The sequence below is a fragment of the Flavobacterium sp. genome (assembly GCF_023151265.1).
Lineage (GTDB): Bacteria > Bacteroidota > Bacteroidia > Flavobacteriales > Flavobacteriaceae > Flavobacterium.
This window is the reverse complement of record NZ_JAKLJH010000042.1, coordinates 1-16,726: the sequence shown is the minus strand read 5'-3', so window position 1 is coordinate 16,726 and position 16,726 is coordinate 1. Positions and strand designations below refer to the sequence as shown.

Here is a 16,726-nt window from a genome sequence, read left to right as displayed (position 1 = left end):
GACTGAATCATAACAAAAAGTATTACGAGGTTTTCTTCAATATCGTGAGTCGCAAGTCTTTGTCCCTTTTCAAGAATGAGTGTTTTATTACTGCTTGCCTGATCAAGTAATTGACGTAATGGGTTGGCCTTATCCCGTAATTTTGCGACTGTTTGTGAATAGATCGTTTCGCTGGGAACAATCCACAAAACAAGTCCTGTCCGTTTACGGGCAAAAATATTTTGATATTCCCGAATTGATTCTACTGCAAGAAGCGTTTTGCCTCCGCCTGTCGGAACTTTTATAACAAAGCGGGGGTAATATTCACCAAAACCATTTGTAGGCCGGTCTCTGTAATCTTTTGCGGTATTTTGAAAAGCGGTTTGTACCCAGTTCAAGGTATGCCGCATTTCAGGAGGTAATGCTTTTTTTGCAGTATCAAAGGCATCCTTAGTTTCCCTTGCTTTTGAATAAAAGGCTTTTAGCTCAGATACAACTTTAATCTGGTATTTTTTCAGAAACACGGCTAAGCCTCCGATCTCTGAAAGAGATTATAAGGAATACCAACATACTCAATGCTGTTCTCTTTCATATAGTCTTCTTCTAAGAAACAAGCGGGAGCATAAACAATGATTCTTTTTTTGGGATGATTTGCTATTATTTTTTCAGCAACAACGAGGTTTAACGCCATCCGGGTCAGCTCATCAAAATTCTGTTTGTAGATGAGATAAATTAAACTATTACTGTGTTCTCCAACAAAATAATTCTTCTCATCAATACTTTTTTTGTCTTTCAGGCTTTCACCAGTGCATAAGTAATATACATAATCGGCAAATTGCATGTAAGTTGGAAGATTTCCGGAAAGCATTGTTTCTGCATCTATTGGTATACCGACTTTAAGATATTTAAAACCGGTATCATAGCCATATTTATCAATTGCCCGTTTTATCCGTTCGCGAGTTATATCTTTACAGATATTTTTGGTTGGATCTGATTCAGTTGCTTCTGGCATTTGAATGAGAATACATTTCCGGTTGCCTTCGTCTTCTTTATTCAAATCCATTACAGCGTGCATTGTCGTGCCGGAACCTGCAAATGAATCGAGGATTAAGCAACCATTATCACAACTTAAGGTAATAATTTTCTTTATTAATTCTATTGGCTTAGGAGTATCAAAAGGTGATTTACCATCGAATAGTTCTTTTAATAACTCACTTGCTGTGCGTGTTGTACCAGAGTCTTTAGCAAACCAAATAGTTTCTGGAACTCTACCTTTTTGATCTTTAAGATAGATTTTAAATATTAAACGGGTTTCATCTTTATTAAATATAACTTGTTTTCGTTTCATTTTTTCTTGCATTGTTTCTTTAGAAAAACGCCAACCATTCTCTGGCGGATTAATCGTTTTCCCTGAGGGAGTACTAATATCATAAATCAAATTTGGACGATATAAAGCATTTCTAATATCACCATTTCTCCAGAGACCATTAGGGTCGTTATCTGGATTTGAGTAATGTGTATTATCTTCATCAGTCCTATCTAGTAGGTTAAGGGTAAAATTATTATACTTCTGATAACAGATAATATAATTGTGATGAACAGAAAATTTTCCTTCGTACCCTTTACCTTGAACGCTGTGTTGCCAAATGATAGTACCTAAGTAATTTTCATCACCAAATATTTCATCCATTATTTGTTTTAAAAAATGTTGTTCATTGTCATCAATAGTAATAAATATTGCGCCATCATCTGATAGCAATTCTCTTAACAATTTTAATCTTGGGACAATCATGCATAGCCATTTATCGTGCCGAGTTAAATCATCTTTACCGACTTCTTTACCCAGCCAATCTTTTAACATTGGATTATTTACATTATCATTGTATATCCATTGTTCATTACCGGTATTGTACGGGGGGTCGATAAATATACATTTTACTTTGCCTGCGTATTGAGGAAGCAGTGATTTTAAAGCCAGCAGGTTGTCGCCTTCGATAATGAGATTGCCATTACTTTTCTCTTCATGAAAATTAAGCTTATCTACTTCATCTAGGGTATGGTAAGGAATTGAAAGATGATGATTCCAAATTATATTCTTGCCTTTAAATTGTAATGTCGGCATGGGTTACTCCTGTATTAAAGATTCAAATTTAGTTTTAAGCTCAGACAGCTTACTTTCGGTGATTTTACCTTCATTTAATGCCAATAGAACGTTGACGGGTTTCTGGTCATTTCTATTTGGCAATGTAACTCCCAGGTAATTCTCTAAATCAACATCAAAAGAGTCAATTTTAATAGTAAATGGTGTTATTTTTTGTGTAATATAGTCATTCACTATCTGCTGATAAGCTTTGTCTGCATCTCCATCATACAAAACCGAATGACGAATTCCAAGACTTCCAAGAAGGTTCATGAATTTATGAATATTGAACTTTCCAAGTGAATCAAAAATGTAAATTTGCCGCTTTTTCAGATCAATCCACTTTGTATCCAGGAGATAGTCAAAAAGAGCCTTTTCGGTCGCACCCTCGCATAAAATTACATGCTTTGAGAAAAACAAATTTGATCGTTCGGAATCAAGCCATAGAGAATAACGAAAGGCCTCCTCTTTAAGTTTTCTATCCATATCCGGTGTTGAATGACCAAGATTATGATCTTTTATTGCTTTTTTAATTTCTGGTGATGTTTTATCATCAATCAACAAAGCTGAAAAATGGGAATACAAACCGGTATTATCTGCTACCAGTTCATCAATTTGCATCTTTGTTAATTGACGGTTTTCAGAAAAACCTGCCTTTTTAGCAATTTTAATTATTGATGGCAAGTCAGAAATGTTTTTACTTACAAACGTGGTTGAATGCGTAGTTATTAGAACTTGACTATCAGTTGAAATCTCTTTCAAACTTAAATTGAGTAATTCCTGCTGTGTTGGGTGCAGAAATGCTTCTGGTTCTTCAAAAAGAATCAGGTTAAAGTCTGGAGAAAACTCTTTTTTTTTCGGTTCCTTTTTATCAACATATTTTGAGGCAAGTCTGATTAAGGTGTAGATAATGTGCCGTTGAAGGCCTTGTCCTAAGTTATCAATATCTACTTGATTATGACCAAGATTATTATCAGTTATGTAATGATTGAGAAGATTTTTAACTATATCTTCGGGTTTCAATGAACCTATTTTAAATCCGAACGATATTTCCCAATTTGAAATTTGATTATTGATATCATTTACCAAGCCATTGAGTGAAAAATCATCTGTGGTTGATTCCTGCTTAAATTCATCATTGAATGACTCCAAAGCTTTTCCAAGCTCAGAGTAAGCGGTGCTGGTTAATACAGCCTTTTTAAATACAAAATTTGTTATTTCTCGTAATGGAGAAGGGCCTGACAATTTCATATTATCAGATGTTTTGCTCATTTCAGGTATATAGATTACTGTCCCCAATTTCGCTGAGGATACATTTTTCCAGCCATAAAAACTGGTGCTGGATAAAGTATTATTTTCATAACCATAAATATTTCCAATCAAGTCTTTGTTTTCTGTTAAAAAAAACCTTCTAACCTTAAAGGAGTTTGGAGTGATCTTATACTCGTCCTTTAAAGTAGTTGCTTCATCGTCAGTTAATGAATATTCAATATCGATCCATGATTCATTATCGTCCGTGGTAAATTTTGGAAAATCTCTTTCCTTTGAAAATTTCAATCCGCTTTCTTCATAAAAAAGTCTTAAAGCAGTAATGACATTTGTTTTTCCGGCATTATTCTCACCTACAAGAAGAGAAAATGAATTTAATATTATAGTCGCATCTTTAATCGATCTGATATTGTGAATTATTACTTTTTCGATTTTCATTTTCTGAACTCCTTTTTCTTCTCTTTAGCCCGCCACGGACGGCGGGCGTCTTGGGGGCGGGATTAAGAAATAATTTTATCAACCATATTATATTTTTTCAACCAAAAGTCTGGCGCGGTTTTTCATCTAACGTTTGCTTATGTGACGTCGCGGCAGCCTTTTGCCGCGATGTGGCGTAGCCCGAACGAGCGACAGCGAGTGGAGCACATAAGCGGTGTTGTGCGACGTAGCAACACTACTATACATTCAGAAACTTTGAAGCATGGACGCTGAAAAGTTTGCAACAAATTTCTGACACGATGCCTTTTAGTTCAAATGTGTCGCCTTTGTCTTTTTGTTTTTTAAATCTTTTACTTCTTTTACGCCTTTACGCCTTTTAAACATTTCAAATTCTTCATGTCTTTTACGCTTTTAATTCTTTAAAATCTTTTACGCCTTTTAAATACTTCAAGCTCTTCATGCCTTTTACGCTTTTAAAACTTTTCAATACAATTCCTGAATTTATAAATATTACCTGGATTCAAAAAAGTAAATCACATTTTTTAAATTTCATTCACACAAATCAAGTTGCTATACATTACAAATATATTTCTATTTCTTTAATTCTTTTGCTTTTGCCTTTTAATCGCCACGGATGGCGATACTAATTTTGTTGCTATGTCGCACAACGTTTTGCTTATGCGAAGTCGCGGCAGCCTTATAGCCGCGATTTGGCGTAGCCCGAACGACCGCCAGGGAGTGAAGCGCATAAGCTTTGTTGTGCGAAGGTGATGCGCCCTTAATCAAAAAGTCAGTAAAATACATGGATGTATTTTACTATTCAACAAAATAATCCTGCTTTAAGTATTCACCACGACTATCATGCATTAAACTCAAACTGGATAATAATATAAAAAACTTGACATTGTATTTATTAATTTTTAACCTTTGATAAAGTATTATTTGTTTGATTAAAAAATCTACTTTTTTTTAGCATTAAACATAATCTATACTTAAATAAAATGAGGAGGTATTATTTAATGGCATCTATTCGCAGGAGATAGAAAGGGCAATAAAATTGCAAACTCCTATCTAACAATGGGTAACTTATGCTATTTATTTGCTCTCATTTTTGCGAATGATGTGTACATTATTGTGAATTAATGTTTTATCTTATTTAGTATTCATTTTTTTATATAGCTGCACAGGCAAAGTTTACCCCTAATTGGGATGCCTGCATTTTTATTGCCATTTCGTTTTTTGAGCAATATAAAGAAATTGTCCCGCTGTTAGTGGAAATTCTTTAGCGGTATAAATCTCATACTTTTAACCAGCCTTGCTGTCAATTTTTAATTTTTGATCTTCAAGTATTTTTTCCATGTTCTTTACAAGATAGCTTATCCCTACGAACCCTTTAACACGGTGCATGCGCTCTTCACTCTGCAGTATTGCCGAAGCAAGCCATCTCTTCTTCATGTCACCCTTGCCCCATTTTTTAACCCTGTGAGCAAATCGTTCAAGAGAGCTATTAAGGCTTTCTATCGGGTTAGTAGAGTATACTGTCTTATAAAGATAGGGGGAAACTCCAAGTTTTAAAACTGTCAGAGTTTCCTCCATGCCTTCGCGGACACTACGTCCCATGTCAGGATTAATATTGTCAGCCCATTTCGCAAATGAATTTAACAGGGCAAGGGCTTTCTCATAGTCTTGTTCTGCATATGCCGCATTAAGTCTGCGTTCAACTTCAACTTTCATTTTTTCCGGTGCATGATCTATGATGTTGCGTTTCTTATGCTCCCGGCATCGCTGAATAAAACAATTATCGAAGCGTTTTGTTATGGCTGAATAAATGGCCTTCGCTCCGTCAATCACAAACAGCACAGGCCGTTCCTTTTGCAATCCCCGGTTTTCCATGTCATCAAACATGGAATTGATAATACCGGCATTCTCTGTTCCTCCCTGGCGCATCGAAAGGGCCTTTTTTACGCCATTTTCATTGACTCCCAACGCAATAATCATCATGTCCCCACCAATTTCATATCCATCAATGAAAATTATAGGATAGTACCCGTCAATTGGACGCTCATCAAACTCTTTGAGAGCCCGGGCGCTTGCCTTGACAAAGTGACGGCTTACGCTTGATTTTTCTATCCCATATGAATCCTGAATTGCTTCAGCGACTGCTCTGTAGTTGCGGGTAGATACACCATGCAGCATTTTCGCCATTACACTGGCCTCAATTATGCTATTTCTCTGAAAATTATTATACATTTCAAGGGGCTCCTCTTTCTTCGAGCCTCCCCGTTTTACGATCCTCGGCTTTTCCAGTTGTATCTTTTGTCCGTTTACAATAACATAACCAGTCTTCTGTTTGCCATGACGATAACAGGCGTGGGATGTCGAGCGCTCATAAGGTTTGCCGCATTTGCTCTCTATTTCGGCATCTATCATTGCCTTGATCGCCAGCAGGGCTATACCGTTTACAAATTCATTGACTCCCTGTTCGTAAAGCTCCTTCAATTCTTTTCTCGGAGCAATGAAGTCATAGAGAGATAAAATCTCATTGAATTCTTTTTGTCTTGACTCTTTAACATTTGTCTTTTTTACTTTTTTTGAGTTCATAGTGGTTACTCCTTTGATTGTTATTTATCCAAGTACTAATCTTGGGTAACCGCTATGAATTTCAACTAAAACAGGGACATGCTCCAATATAAATGCAGGAGGAAATACATTGCCTAATTGTAAACATAACAATAAAAACAAGTACATCTTTTCTCAAAATTTTTTAACAAATAGACGTTTAATAGAGAAAATTGTTTCTCTAAGCACTATAACAAAATGTGATACCGTTCTTGAGATAGGAACAGGAAAAGGACATCTAACAGGTGTGCTATCTCAAAAATGTAATTTTCTTTTTTCAATCGAAATAGACGAAGTACTTTATCATAAGTCTATGATTAAATTGAAAAAATATAATAATATTAAACTTATTAATGAGGATTTCTTAAATTACTCATTGCCTCGTAAAATCAGTTATAAAGTTTTTGCCAACATCCCTTTTTCTATAACAACTCAGCTAATTGATAAATTAACAAAAGCTCCTAATCCACCTGACGAAATGTGGCTCATTGTAGAAAAGGGAGCGGCAAAGAGATTTATGGGGATAAAAAAAGAAACTATTAAATCATTACTTCTAAAACCGAATTGGGAAATTGATATAATATTTCATTTTAGAAGGGATGATTTCCATCCGAAACCCTCTAAAGATTCCGTACTGCTTCACTTTTATAGAAAACATATCCCTGATATTGCAGAATCAGAGTTTGGAGCATATAAAAAATTTATAGAACAATCTTTTAAATATGGTTTTTTTAAGAAAAAGAGTTTACTGACAAAGAAACAAATAGCTACTGTATTAAAATTAGCAGAATTACCATCCATTTCTAAAGATGGCGTAATTCTTTACATACAGTGGCTGTGTTTGTTTCGATGTTATATAAATTTTATAGAAAAACAAAAAATGTAATCAGCTAATGGTATTCTACCTTTTTACTAACATAGATACTTGATGGCTTATAAACGGCGGGCAGGACGCCCGCAGTAAAATTAATAACTAGGGCGCATCACTTTCGCACAACGGTTCCGGGCTTGGCGAAGGTGGCGATTTTCACCACAAATGTTTATTAAATGCACTAAAGTTTCTTTACCCACAACACTGTCATAGATGCACTGAACCGCCACTTTTGCCAAACCCGTGTTATAGCCAGTGGTTATTGTCCTTCGTCCTTGCAAACCATTGTCAGTATTGAGTTTCTGTATCATTGTCGTGTCGGCTGTGCGTTGCGTTTTTTATTTTTTTGAAGCGTTGGAAATTTTTTAAAAACAATTTTTCTTTTGGGTCGGCTTTGCAAGCTCTATTAAAAACTTTGGTCGTGTGTCGGCTTGTGCGGTTTTTAATTGTGCTTGTAAATTGCGTTGGCTATGTAATTGTCCATTCATTCCAAGGGTCAAATGGAGATGCTCCTTTCTTTATATAGTATTCAATAATGTCGTAAGCAATTTCAGGTTTACTTTTTCCGAATAATTCATTTGTAAAAGTGTCTGAAAGTTTAGGTCTTATACCTTTTAAATGTTTGACTTCTTCTATTGATTTTCCAGTCATTGCAACTAAATCATTCTCTGGTATTAGATTCTCTGTTTCGCCTTCTTTCAAAATCGCAAATCCTCTTTCGAATAACTGATGTCTAAGGGTTTCTTTTTCTTCGTCTGGGTTTAATGCCAAATGTTTACAAACGGGAGCGATTGTCTTTTTCATATCTAAAAAATCATCGTCAACGATTGCTTTCCATTTAATTTTTAAAAGTTCAAGTGTTCTAATTATGCCTATTATTGATTCCTTACCTTGTGCATTAACTACGGCAATATTGTTTTTGTAAAAATGAGTTGCAGGATTTCTGAAACTCAAATTCGGAAATATTATTTGTTCGGTTTCTCCCTCAACAATTAAAACTTTGTCAGCAAAAAACATTTCCGATGAAAGACCGCTATTTATTTGTCTTGCAAGTTTGTTATCAATGTCTTTATAGTCAAAAGGCAATTGATTTACTTCTGTAAAATCAGAAGGCTTGTCAAGTCTTATAATTTCTCGTGGATGAAAGCTTGATAGCAAGATAGATGAATGAGAAGTAATGATTATTTGTGAAAGGTTGTCTGCAATAAATTCCTTAAAGAGCTGTCCTAAATAACGAATGCCCAAAGGGTGCAGAAACAATTCAGGTTCATCAATAAAAAATATTCGTGCATTGGATGACTTATATTTTAACGCTACTTCTAATATACCAATAATTAAAGCACTTTGCGTTCCTGTTCCAGTTTCATCAATATGAATAAACTTATCCTTGTCTTTAACATATAGTTCTAAATTTCTGAGCAATTCAGAAGGTTCGTTGTCTTTAGTCAGTTGAAACTTTATGTCATTTATGAAACTAATAATTTTAGCATTTTTTAATATCTCTGCTTTCTGATTTCCTAAAACTTCTTCAACCAATCCATTTAAGTTATTCAATGCAGTTTTTAATTCGCTATACCTTCCCGAATCTTCCAAAACAGTTTTCATAAGTTGGCCATAAACAGTCCATCGTGAGCCACTTAAATCGTCCTTGGCATTACGCAAAGAATCTACGCCTATAATTTTACAAAGACCTAAACGGACTTCTTTGATTTTTTGGTGTAAAGGATACTTGCCATTTATTAAAATTTTAAACTTTGAATCTTTTTTTTCCGAAACTTCTTCTTCTGTATCTTCTTCGGTTGCAGCGACAGCCGTTTCAACTACATCTGAATATCGTATCTCGATAAAAGCCGAAGATGAATTTGTTTTGAAATCCTTATATAAAATGCCCTGATATTTTTTAGCAATATCTAGTTTATATATTTCTGACCCATCTTGAAAGTAAAGGAATGCAGAAAGGCGAATAGGTTTAGTATTATCGTAATAGTCAGATTTACTTATTCCAACATATCGAGGGTCTTTGTTGCCTAGCAGAAATTCAATTACTGAAAGAATATTGCTCTTGCCTGAATTGTTTTTACCAATAATAATAGTCTTTCGTGAATTGAAGTTCACAAGATTATCCTGTGGCGGAAAACTTTTATAGTTGTTAATTATTAGTTGCGACAAGAACATTATTGTATCTTATTTAATATTTACTTCTATTATTTTACTCGTGTCAATTCCTAAAATGTCCACCACTTTTACCATCACTTTGTATTTTCCTGTTTTCTTGTATTCGTGGGCAATACTTGTAAATTCAAGTGTTGGTGTTTTCTTGGTGCGGAAACTTTGCCATTCGTTTTCAAACAAATAGTTGCCACTCCATTTTTCTTCTGTTTCGCCTTTGTCGTTTTTTACTTTGATGATTTCTTTTTTGTCTTCGTAATTAAAATCAATTGCCCAATAATCAATCCAGTCGAACCAGTTTTTTGTTAAAACAGTTCGGGTAATAATTCCGTTTTTGTCTTTTTCAATTTTGAAAATCTGCCCGTCTTCAATTACAACTTTACTTCCTGCTCTCATTGATTGTTGAAGTTCCTCAATGTCGTCTTGGGTGTAGTGTGTAACAAAGTCGGTGAGTTCAATAGTAATGGTTTTGCCTTTTACTTTTTCTTTAGTGTTTAAATAAGCTACATCAAAGAATTTCACTTGCCCTTTTTCAACGGCTCGTTTATCAAATACATCTTTTGGAATGTATTTCAATGTTACTGAAACGCCTTTCTCTTTAAGTTCTTGAATGAATTGTGGCGTTAAGCCCATTTCAAATTCAAAGCCCAACACATCAACTTGGGTGTAAAGTTTCTGTTTACATTCTTCAAAAATATCCATCAAGCGACTTTGTGTTACCGGAACATCTAATGGGCCAACATTCACAAACCGTCCTGCTTTGGTTCCGTGTAAAGTGCTGTGACCTTCAATTCTTTTAGCTTTGTATGCTTCTAAAATTAAATCAACATATAAATCTTCTTTGGCTTTTCGTTTTCCATTGGTAAGGTCGTCCATAAAAAACTGGCGTTCATATTTACCAAGGTTCAGCAATTCAAAAGCCCTAAAATCTTTTCCGCTTTCTTGTAATTCTCTTTGAACCCCGATTAAACGTTTTCTTGCTGTGTGAACTGAAAATCTTCCTAAGTCCGTTGTAATCCATTTTCGTCCTAATTTTTCTGCAGCTGCAACAGTAGCACCGCTACCACAGAAAAAATCAGCAATTAAATCGCCTTCATTAGAAGAAGCTGCAATAATTCTTCTGAGTAGTTTTTCAGGTTTTTGAGTTGGGTAATCTAACCTTTCTGAATCTTCTCTATTTAATTGTTCAATATCAATCCAGTAGTCTTCTGGAATTTTTCCTTCATCAATATAATAGCGATAAACTTTACCTGATTTTCTATCTGTTTTTTCTTGATATTCTCTACCGTCTTCATCAGTTTTCGCCCTCATGTGCGAATTAGCTTTTCTTTCAGTAATAACATCTTTATCACTTCCATTGAAAATATACTTATCTGATTTTGAATAAAACAAAATATTATCGTGTTTCCTTCCAAAACGTGTATTCCCTTTGCCACCAATTGAATAACACCACACTATTTCATTAATGAAATTTGATTCGCCAAAAATATCATTGAGGATTAATCTCAAATAAGAAGTCATTCTCCAATCGCAATGCACATAAATACTCCCATCAGTTGCCAACAAATTATGCATTAGTTTCAATCTTTCATACATCATACTTAGGTAAGATGAAATACCTTTACCCCAAGTATCTCGGTAGGCAATTTCTTCAATAATGCTTTGTTTCTTTTCGGCTGTTTCATCACCAATTTGAATATCAAAGCCAAAGTCTGCACCAACGGCAAAAGGTGGGTCAATGTAAATTAATTTCAGTCCACCTTCCTTTTCAATTTCTTCTCTTATTGGTCCGTTAACTAAGGATGAAAGAATAAGTTTGTTATCTCCCCAAATCAGTTTATTTGTCCAGCCTTTTAGTTGTCTGCCTCTAAAATCGGTTTCAAACATACTGGCTTGCGCTTTGTCTTTTTCTTTTCTTGGCTCGTCAATATGTTCAATGCTATGGAAAGGCAGGGCAATGTTTGTTGTATCTTCTTTTCTTCCGTTCCAAAAAAGAAATACATCTTCTTCGTCTGCAAAAAGTTTATAGATAAATTCTTTAGGCAGTTTTTCTCCTGCCTTAATCAATTCAATAATTCTGTTTTTATCTGTATCGTTCAAATTCATTACGCTTCTTTGTTTTCAGTTACTTTAAAAATTTTGATTGCATCATTGAATGACTTTAAATCATTCTTCACTTCTTCCCATTTCTCTTGCTTAATATACACTGGCGTATAGGTGTATTCCGTCTGTGCAGTGTTAATGTCTTTGCACCAAGTGGCAAGGCGTTGTATTTTGCGTATGTCGTCTAAATCTTCACGCCCTTTGGTTTCTAAAATATAAAATGTTGTTGGTGATGTTTTGATAAAAAAGTCGGGAAAAAACGAAGCGATATTTCCATTCTCTTTTTGGTATTCAATGCTAAAGTTTACGCCACCTTCACCAAATGTATTTTTTGCAAATGAAACAACATCATTGAATCTGCTTTCGCAGAAAGAAGAAAATTCCAATTCAAAAGGATTGTCGCCAATGATTTTATTGAAAACAGATTTTTTTGGAACAAGGAAAGGTTGGTTTTCTGCAACCTTTGGTTTTGTTAGTTTTAGCGAAATAAAGTTTTTTACTTCTGCTGTCCCTTTGTCTGTTATGGTTAATTCGTCAATTGCTTTTTTGAAAGTAGTTTTCAGAATTTCCTTTGGATGAATTTCTGAAAGGTTTCTCATTGTTTGTGGGTCGCTTAGTTCCACTTCTTTGGTAAAGAGTTGGTATTTGATAAAGCTTTCCACTTTTGGGTAAAGAATATTGAAGCCACTTACCAAACGGCTATCTTTTAAAATCGCAGAAGTAAAAAAGCCAATTACATTTCTGTAATCGGGTGTTGTGTCTTTAAATACTGTTTTATGTGAAAAATCTCCGTCAATGTCATTGAAAACAATTTCTTTCAATTCATCGCTATTGAATTTTTTCTGTATTACTTTTTCGTTTTTGAATTTGCTAACATCAATAAATTCAAGGTTTTTAAACTCTCTATAAATTCTTGGACTCATTTGCGGAATCGGAATATCCAACGCATCTAAATCTTTGTTTGGATTTTCTTTGTCCACTTCCACAATTACAGGGGATTTGCCTTTAGAACCTTTGCCCATTGGGCTGTATTGAAATTCTACACCTTCTGTTTTCAGGCTCTCAACAAATTCTAAAAACGCTGGTGTTCCAACCACAACTAATTTTTCAGGCATATCCAACGAAAACATTTTTCGCAAACCTCTACCAATTGTTTGCTCGGGAAGGATTTTAGAATCAGCACCAAATGGGCGAAGCCCAACTATGGTGGTTACATTTCTAACATCCCAACCTTCACGAAGCATTAAAACCGAAACAACGGCTTTGTATGGCGAATGGTCTTTGTCTATTTCGTCTGCTGCTTTTCTTAATACTTCTAATTCTTCTTTGTCTTTTTTGCTTGCTGCTGTTTCTTTTATTTCACCCGAATTGTTGGTGTGAATGGTCAGCACTGAATTTTTCATTGAAGGATAATTGCTTTCCAAAAACGCAGCCGCTTGGTCTGCTTCTTTGGTGCTCATTGTCATAATGAAAAGAATAGGCGTTTTATGATTTTTGAGTTCTTCATATTGCTGTTCCCATTCTAAATAACCCAAGTGAATATAATCTCGGTAGCGTTCTACAAAGTCAGAAGAATCTTTTTCCTGAATTTTTTGTCTTGAAGCTTCGTCAGGTAATACAGGCGACTTTACAACATTTTGCTTGATAGCTTCAACCAAAGGGTAATCGCAAATTGTCTGAACGAAAATAGCACCGTTATTATGTTTAGGAGTAGCGGAATAGTCTGCTTGCAGACTTATTCCATTACCGTTTTTCAATTTCAATTTGTTACTAATGTCCTCAATGCTTTTAAACCAAGCTAGAGAACTGTCGTGTATGTGATGAGCTTCATCATTCAACACAACCAAATCTTTAATCTTGTCGCTTCGCATTACTTTACCAAGGTCTAAACCTTTTGAAGTGTCTGCATCTGGTTTTGGTTTAACGCCTAAAAAAGTTGTTTCAAAATTTTGTTCAGGTTCTTCGTTAAAGAAAACACGGTGAATATTTGAAAGGAAAATATTTCCTGATTCCGTTATTGGTTTTAAGTCGTCTTGAATATGAAGCGTTAATTGAAAGTCGTTTTTCCAGTCTTTGTCGTCATAGCCATTGTCGGGAAAAAACGGTTCATCAAAAAACATTTTAAGTCCGTCAAAGTCCTTGCGTAAACGGTTTAATACAATAATGTTCGGAGCAATTACTAAAAAGTCCTTTGAAAGTGTGCTGTCTGCTTCGTAGAGTTTATGAAAGTAAGACCAAACCAAAGTCAAGCCCATTACTTTTGTCTTTCCTGCACCAGTCGCCATTTTAATAACATAACGTGTCCAGTTTTCGTCAAACATACCAGTGCTGACACGTTGAGAAGAGTCAAACCGCATTAACTCGTATTTGTCCTTTGCCTTAGCTATTTCATACAAGTAAATAATTGATTCAATAGCTTCACGTTGCGAAAAGAAGAAACTAAATTTTGTCTGCCCGATTAGATGTTCCTGATTAAACCAAAAATTCAATAATGATTTTGAAGTTTCCGAAGCACCTTGATAGCCTTCTTCTCTCCACTTGGCAACTGCAAGTCTGATTTTATAAACTAAAGGAGGTAACAACTTTTCATAGGCATTTTGAAAAGCGTCCATTTGGCTTTGAGTCGGTGCCCACCTTTCATTCGGTGTCAATATTTTAAACGGGTCTGATAACTTCATTTACTTATTTTCTTTCGTTTCAAAGTTAATATTTATGTCGGTGCGTTGGCTTCTGCGGCTGGAGCAAATGAAACTGGATAATCTTGATTTTTTGATTGCCATTTGATTGCTGTCTTTTATTTCGTTAGTTCTTTTACTTTTTCTTTCATTGAAAAGTGCATTTCATCTTCTAAATTTTGCCTTAAAAAGTTGTAAGCCCATTCGGGCAAGAGTGGGCTGTTGATTCTTTTGAGGTAAATTTTATCTTGTATCTGTCTTATCAATTGGGTGTTGATTGTATCGTTGATTTTAATATTCTCTAATTCATTTTCTATTAAGTCTTTCAACTCTTTTAAATTCTCAATTGCTTCTTTGTTACTGGAAATTTGTTTGAATGCTAAAACAAAAACTGGTAATGATGGGAATAAAACACTCGAAATGAAGGTCTGAACTGTTATTTCGTTTTGACCTGCTGCAATTAATAAAATGATGAAGGTTGAAGCGACAAGAAGTAAGATTGTCTTGGCGTATCGCTTCCTTAATGTAAAATCATAACTGCAATTAGTTCGCTGACAAAGAAGCGTTGCAATATTTGTATTAACTGGTAGAACTTCGTTTGAATACCAGCCATAAAGTTTGTCAACCTTGTGTTTTTTTATGTGCTTGTTGTAATAGCGTAAAATCAATCCATCTTCGGGCTTGCTTGGTAAAAGTGTTTTGTTCCAACCAATCAATAAAACATTAGTATCGAATTTTTCCTGAATAGAAGCAGCCAATTTTTTCAATTTCATTGCTCTGTCTTCGCAGTAAAACTCTAGAAAGGTTGCTATAATGCTGTAAAGGACAAAAATCCAGATAATGCTTTGTTCGGGTTTACTTAATAATGGTGTAACAATTGAAATGAGAATTGGGATTGGAACAGCAATAATTACCTGGAAAGCAAAGGTTGATTTTCCGTTTATGTATAGCTGTTTCTGTGCCGCTAAGTATCTTATGCTTGCTTCAGAATCTTGTTCTTGAATTATATGTTTACCAACCTCACTCATACTTAGGGAATTTATCTCCAAAAATTTCAATCCATTTGTTTATTGATTTACTTTGGTTCTTTTCTTCCGTTTCAATTTTATACGCTTCATAACCTTTCGTATATGTGTCATTTGCTTTTGTTGAAATTCCAACTTTTTCCGCATAAGTCAAGGTGTTCAAATTCCCTTGAAATCCTTTTGGGTCATTAACCTCATTGTAAATAGCTGTTTTTAAGTAATACCAAAAATTTATCAGATTAATGTCAATGTAATCATTAAGTGTATCTTTAGATTCAGTAAAATTTAAAACAAGGTTTTCAAATAAATAAGACGGAATTGTTGTCATTGAAGCTCTATTATTCCAAAACTTTAAAGTCCTAATTAATTGAAGTACTTTACCATCATACTTTTTGTTAATCGTTGAGACTCGGTCTTGGTCAATATTAGGGTCTGTTGCTTTCCAACCTCCTTGACCATCGGGTATAATATAATATTTTGTGTCTGTGTAAAACGCAGGAACAATATCAAAAACCCATTCATATGAATTCAAGTTTAAAGTCGCGGCTTCTTGTTTTCTATGTTTATCAGCACTCTTGTATTGTTCAATTTTGTTTAAGGACGACACGATTTTGTTTACTAATTTTATTGAGTTAAGTGTCCCATCATCGTTACAAAGTTTTCTTAAAAGTTTTGCCGATTCAGGTACAGTTAAAATGTAATTTTGTCCGTATGTAACTGTATTATAGGTAGCACCTTCACCGGAAAAAGTAAGTATCAAATCAATGTCGTCTAATGGACGTATTTTTGTGTTTCTCGCAAAAGAACCAAACTTTATGTGCATATTTTCATAAAGCTTTGGGAAGTCTTCCGCTTTTTCGGGCAACGAAATAAGCTGTCCAATTAACCAGTCACGGCTACTGCGTGCAACTTTTGTTCTGTCAGGGTCGAGGTTAACCGTGTCAGTATTAAATTTATTAAAAGCTTCATTAACTGTTTTTGCCATTCTCTATTTCTTGTTTTTAAGTTCAAAAGTCAAGTTCACAAAAGTACGATTTCTGTCGGTGCGTTGGCTAAAAAGTGGCTCTTTTGGTTTTGCCGAAGGGCTGGCTTTGTGTGTCGGGGCAAAACCAAATGTGCCACTTGTGCGGCTGGCTAAAATTGTTTTTAAAAAAGTGCGGTGGGAAAAAAAATAAAAAACTTCGGGTCGGCTTGAGTGTCGGTTTACTCGCTGTCCCGTTTGAATTTGGTCTGTATGTTGGTCACCTGTCAAAATGGTTTGTCTTTGCTTTAATGTTTAAATTTTAGGTCGGTCTGTCGTCTTTGGAACGGTCGTCCTACCATTGGCTATAACGTTCCGCGTGTAGCCGAAGTTGCCGTAGCGTAGCGAAGGCAATTTGGGAGAGGGCGGTACTCCGCCCGAACCGGCTACACGCTGTTGTGTGATGTTCCCGCCAAT

10 protein-coding genes are annotated in these 16,726 nt (G+C 35.0%); 1 reads left to right on the top strand and 9 read right to left on the bottom strand.

Features of this window, described 5'->3' with window-relative positions; all coding sequences use genetic code 11:
- The 4 genes from L6Q46_RS05700 to L6Q46_RS05685 form a co-directional block, all read right to left on the bottom strand.
- The coding region (locus tag L6Q46_RS05700; RefSeq protein WP_291283497.1) for a DEAD/DEAH box helicase family protein at positions 1 to 503 on the bottom strand (503 nt) is incomplete at its 3' end.
- A gap of 2 nt (positions 504 to 505) precedes the next feature.
- Positions 506 to 2,101: a site-specific DNA-methyltransferase gene (locus tag L6Q46_RS05695; protein WP_291283496.1), complete on the bottom strand. Its 1,596-nt coding sequence runs from the start codon at positions 2,099 to 2,101 to the stop codon at positions 506 to 508.
- Between the two features lie 3 nt (positions 2,102 to 2,104).
- A complete protein-coding gene (locus tag L6Q46_RS05690; RefSeq protein ID WP_291283495.1) occupies positions 2,105 to 3,826 on the bottom strand; it encodes an AAA family ATPase in 1,722 nt (573 codons plus the stop codon).
- A gap of 1,305 nt (positions 3,827 to 5,131) precedes the next feature.
- A complete protein-coding gene (locus L6Q46_RS05685; RefSeq protein ID WP_291283494.1) occupies positions 5,132 to 6,427 on the bottom strand; it encodes an IS256 family transposase in 1,296 nt (431 codons plus the stop codon).
- A 109-nt stretch (positions 6,428 to 6,536) separates the two neighbouring features.
- Here L6Q46_RS05685 and L6Q46_RS05680 point away from each other — a divergent pair, with 109 nt between their 5' ends.
- Positions 6,537 to 7,331, top strand: coding sequence for an rRNA adenine N(6)-methyltransferase family protein (locus L6Q46_RS05680; RefSeq protein WP_291283493.1), 795 nt, complete (start codon positions 6,537 to 6,539; stop codon positions 7,329 to 7,331).
- A gap of 453 nt (positions 7,332 to 7,784) precedes the next feature.
- Here L6Q46_RS05680 and L6Q46_RS05675 read toward each other — a convergent pair whose 3' ends face one another.
- The 5 genes from L6Q46_RS05675 to L6Q46_RS05655 form a co-directional block, all read right to left on the bottom strand.
- On the bottom strand, positions 7,785 to 9,485 hold the full coding sequence (locus tag L6Q46_RS05675; protein ID WP_291283492.1) for an AAA family ATPase: 1,701 nt from the start codon (positions 9,483 to 9,485) through the stop codon (positions 7,785 to 7,787).
- A gap of 15 nt (positions 9,486 to 9,500) precedes the next feature.
- The gene (locus tag L6Q46_RS05670; RefSeq protein WP_291283491.1) at positions 9,501 to 11,591 is read right to left on the bottom strand and encodes a site-specific DNA-methyltransferase; all 2,091 of its coding nucleotides are present in this window, start codon (positions 11,589 to 11,591) and stop codon (positions 9,501 to 9,503) included.
- Positions 11,591 to 14,200: a DEAD/DEAH box helicase family protein gene (locus L6Q46_RS05665; RefSeq protein WP_291283490.1), complete on the bottom strand. Its 2,610-nt coding sequence runs from the start codon at positions 14,198 to 14,200 to the stop codon at positions 11,591 to 11,593. Before L6Q46_RS05665 ends, L6Q46_RS05670 begins: the two co-directional genes overlap by 1 nt.
- 182 nt (positions 14,201 to 14,382) lie before the next feature.
- Positions 14,383 to 15,321, bottom strand: a complete 939-nt coding sequence (locus tag L6Q46_RS05660; protein ID WP_291283489.1) for an S-4TM family putative pore-forming effector — start codon at positions 15,319 to 15,321, stop codon at positions 14,383 to 14,385.
- A complete protein-coding gene (locus L6Q46_RS05655; RefSeq protein ID WP_291283488.1) occupies positions 15,284 to 16,273 on the bottom strand; it encodes a hypothetical protein in 990 nt (329 codons plus the stop codon). The genes L6Q46_RS05660 and L6Q46_RS05655 overlap by 38 nt, the downstream gene beginning before the upstream one ends.
- Between the last annotated feature and the right edge of the window lie 453 nt (positions 16,274 to 16,726).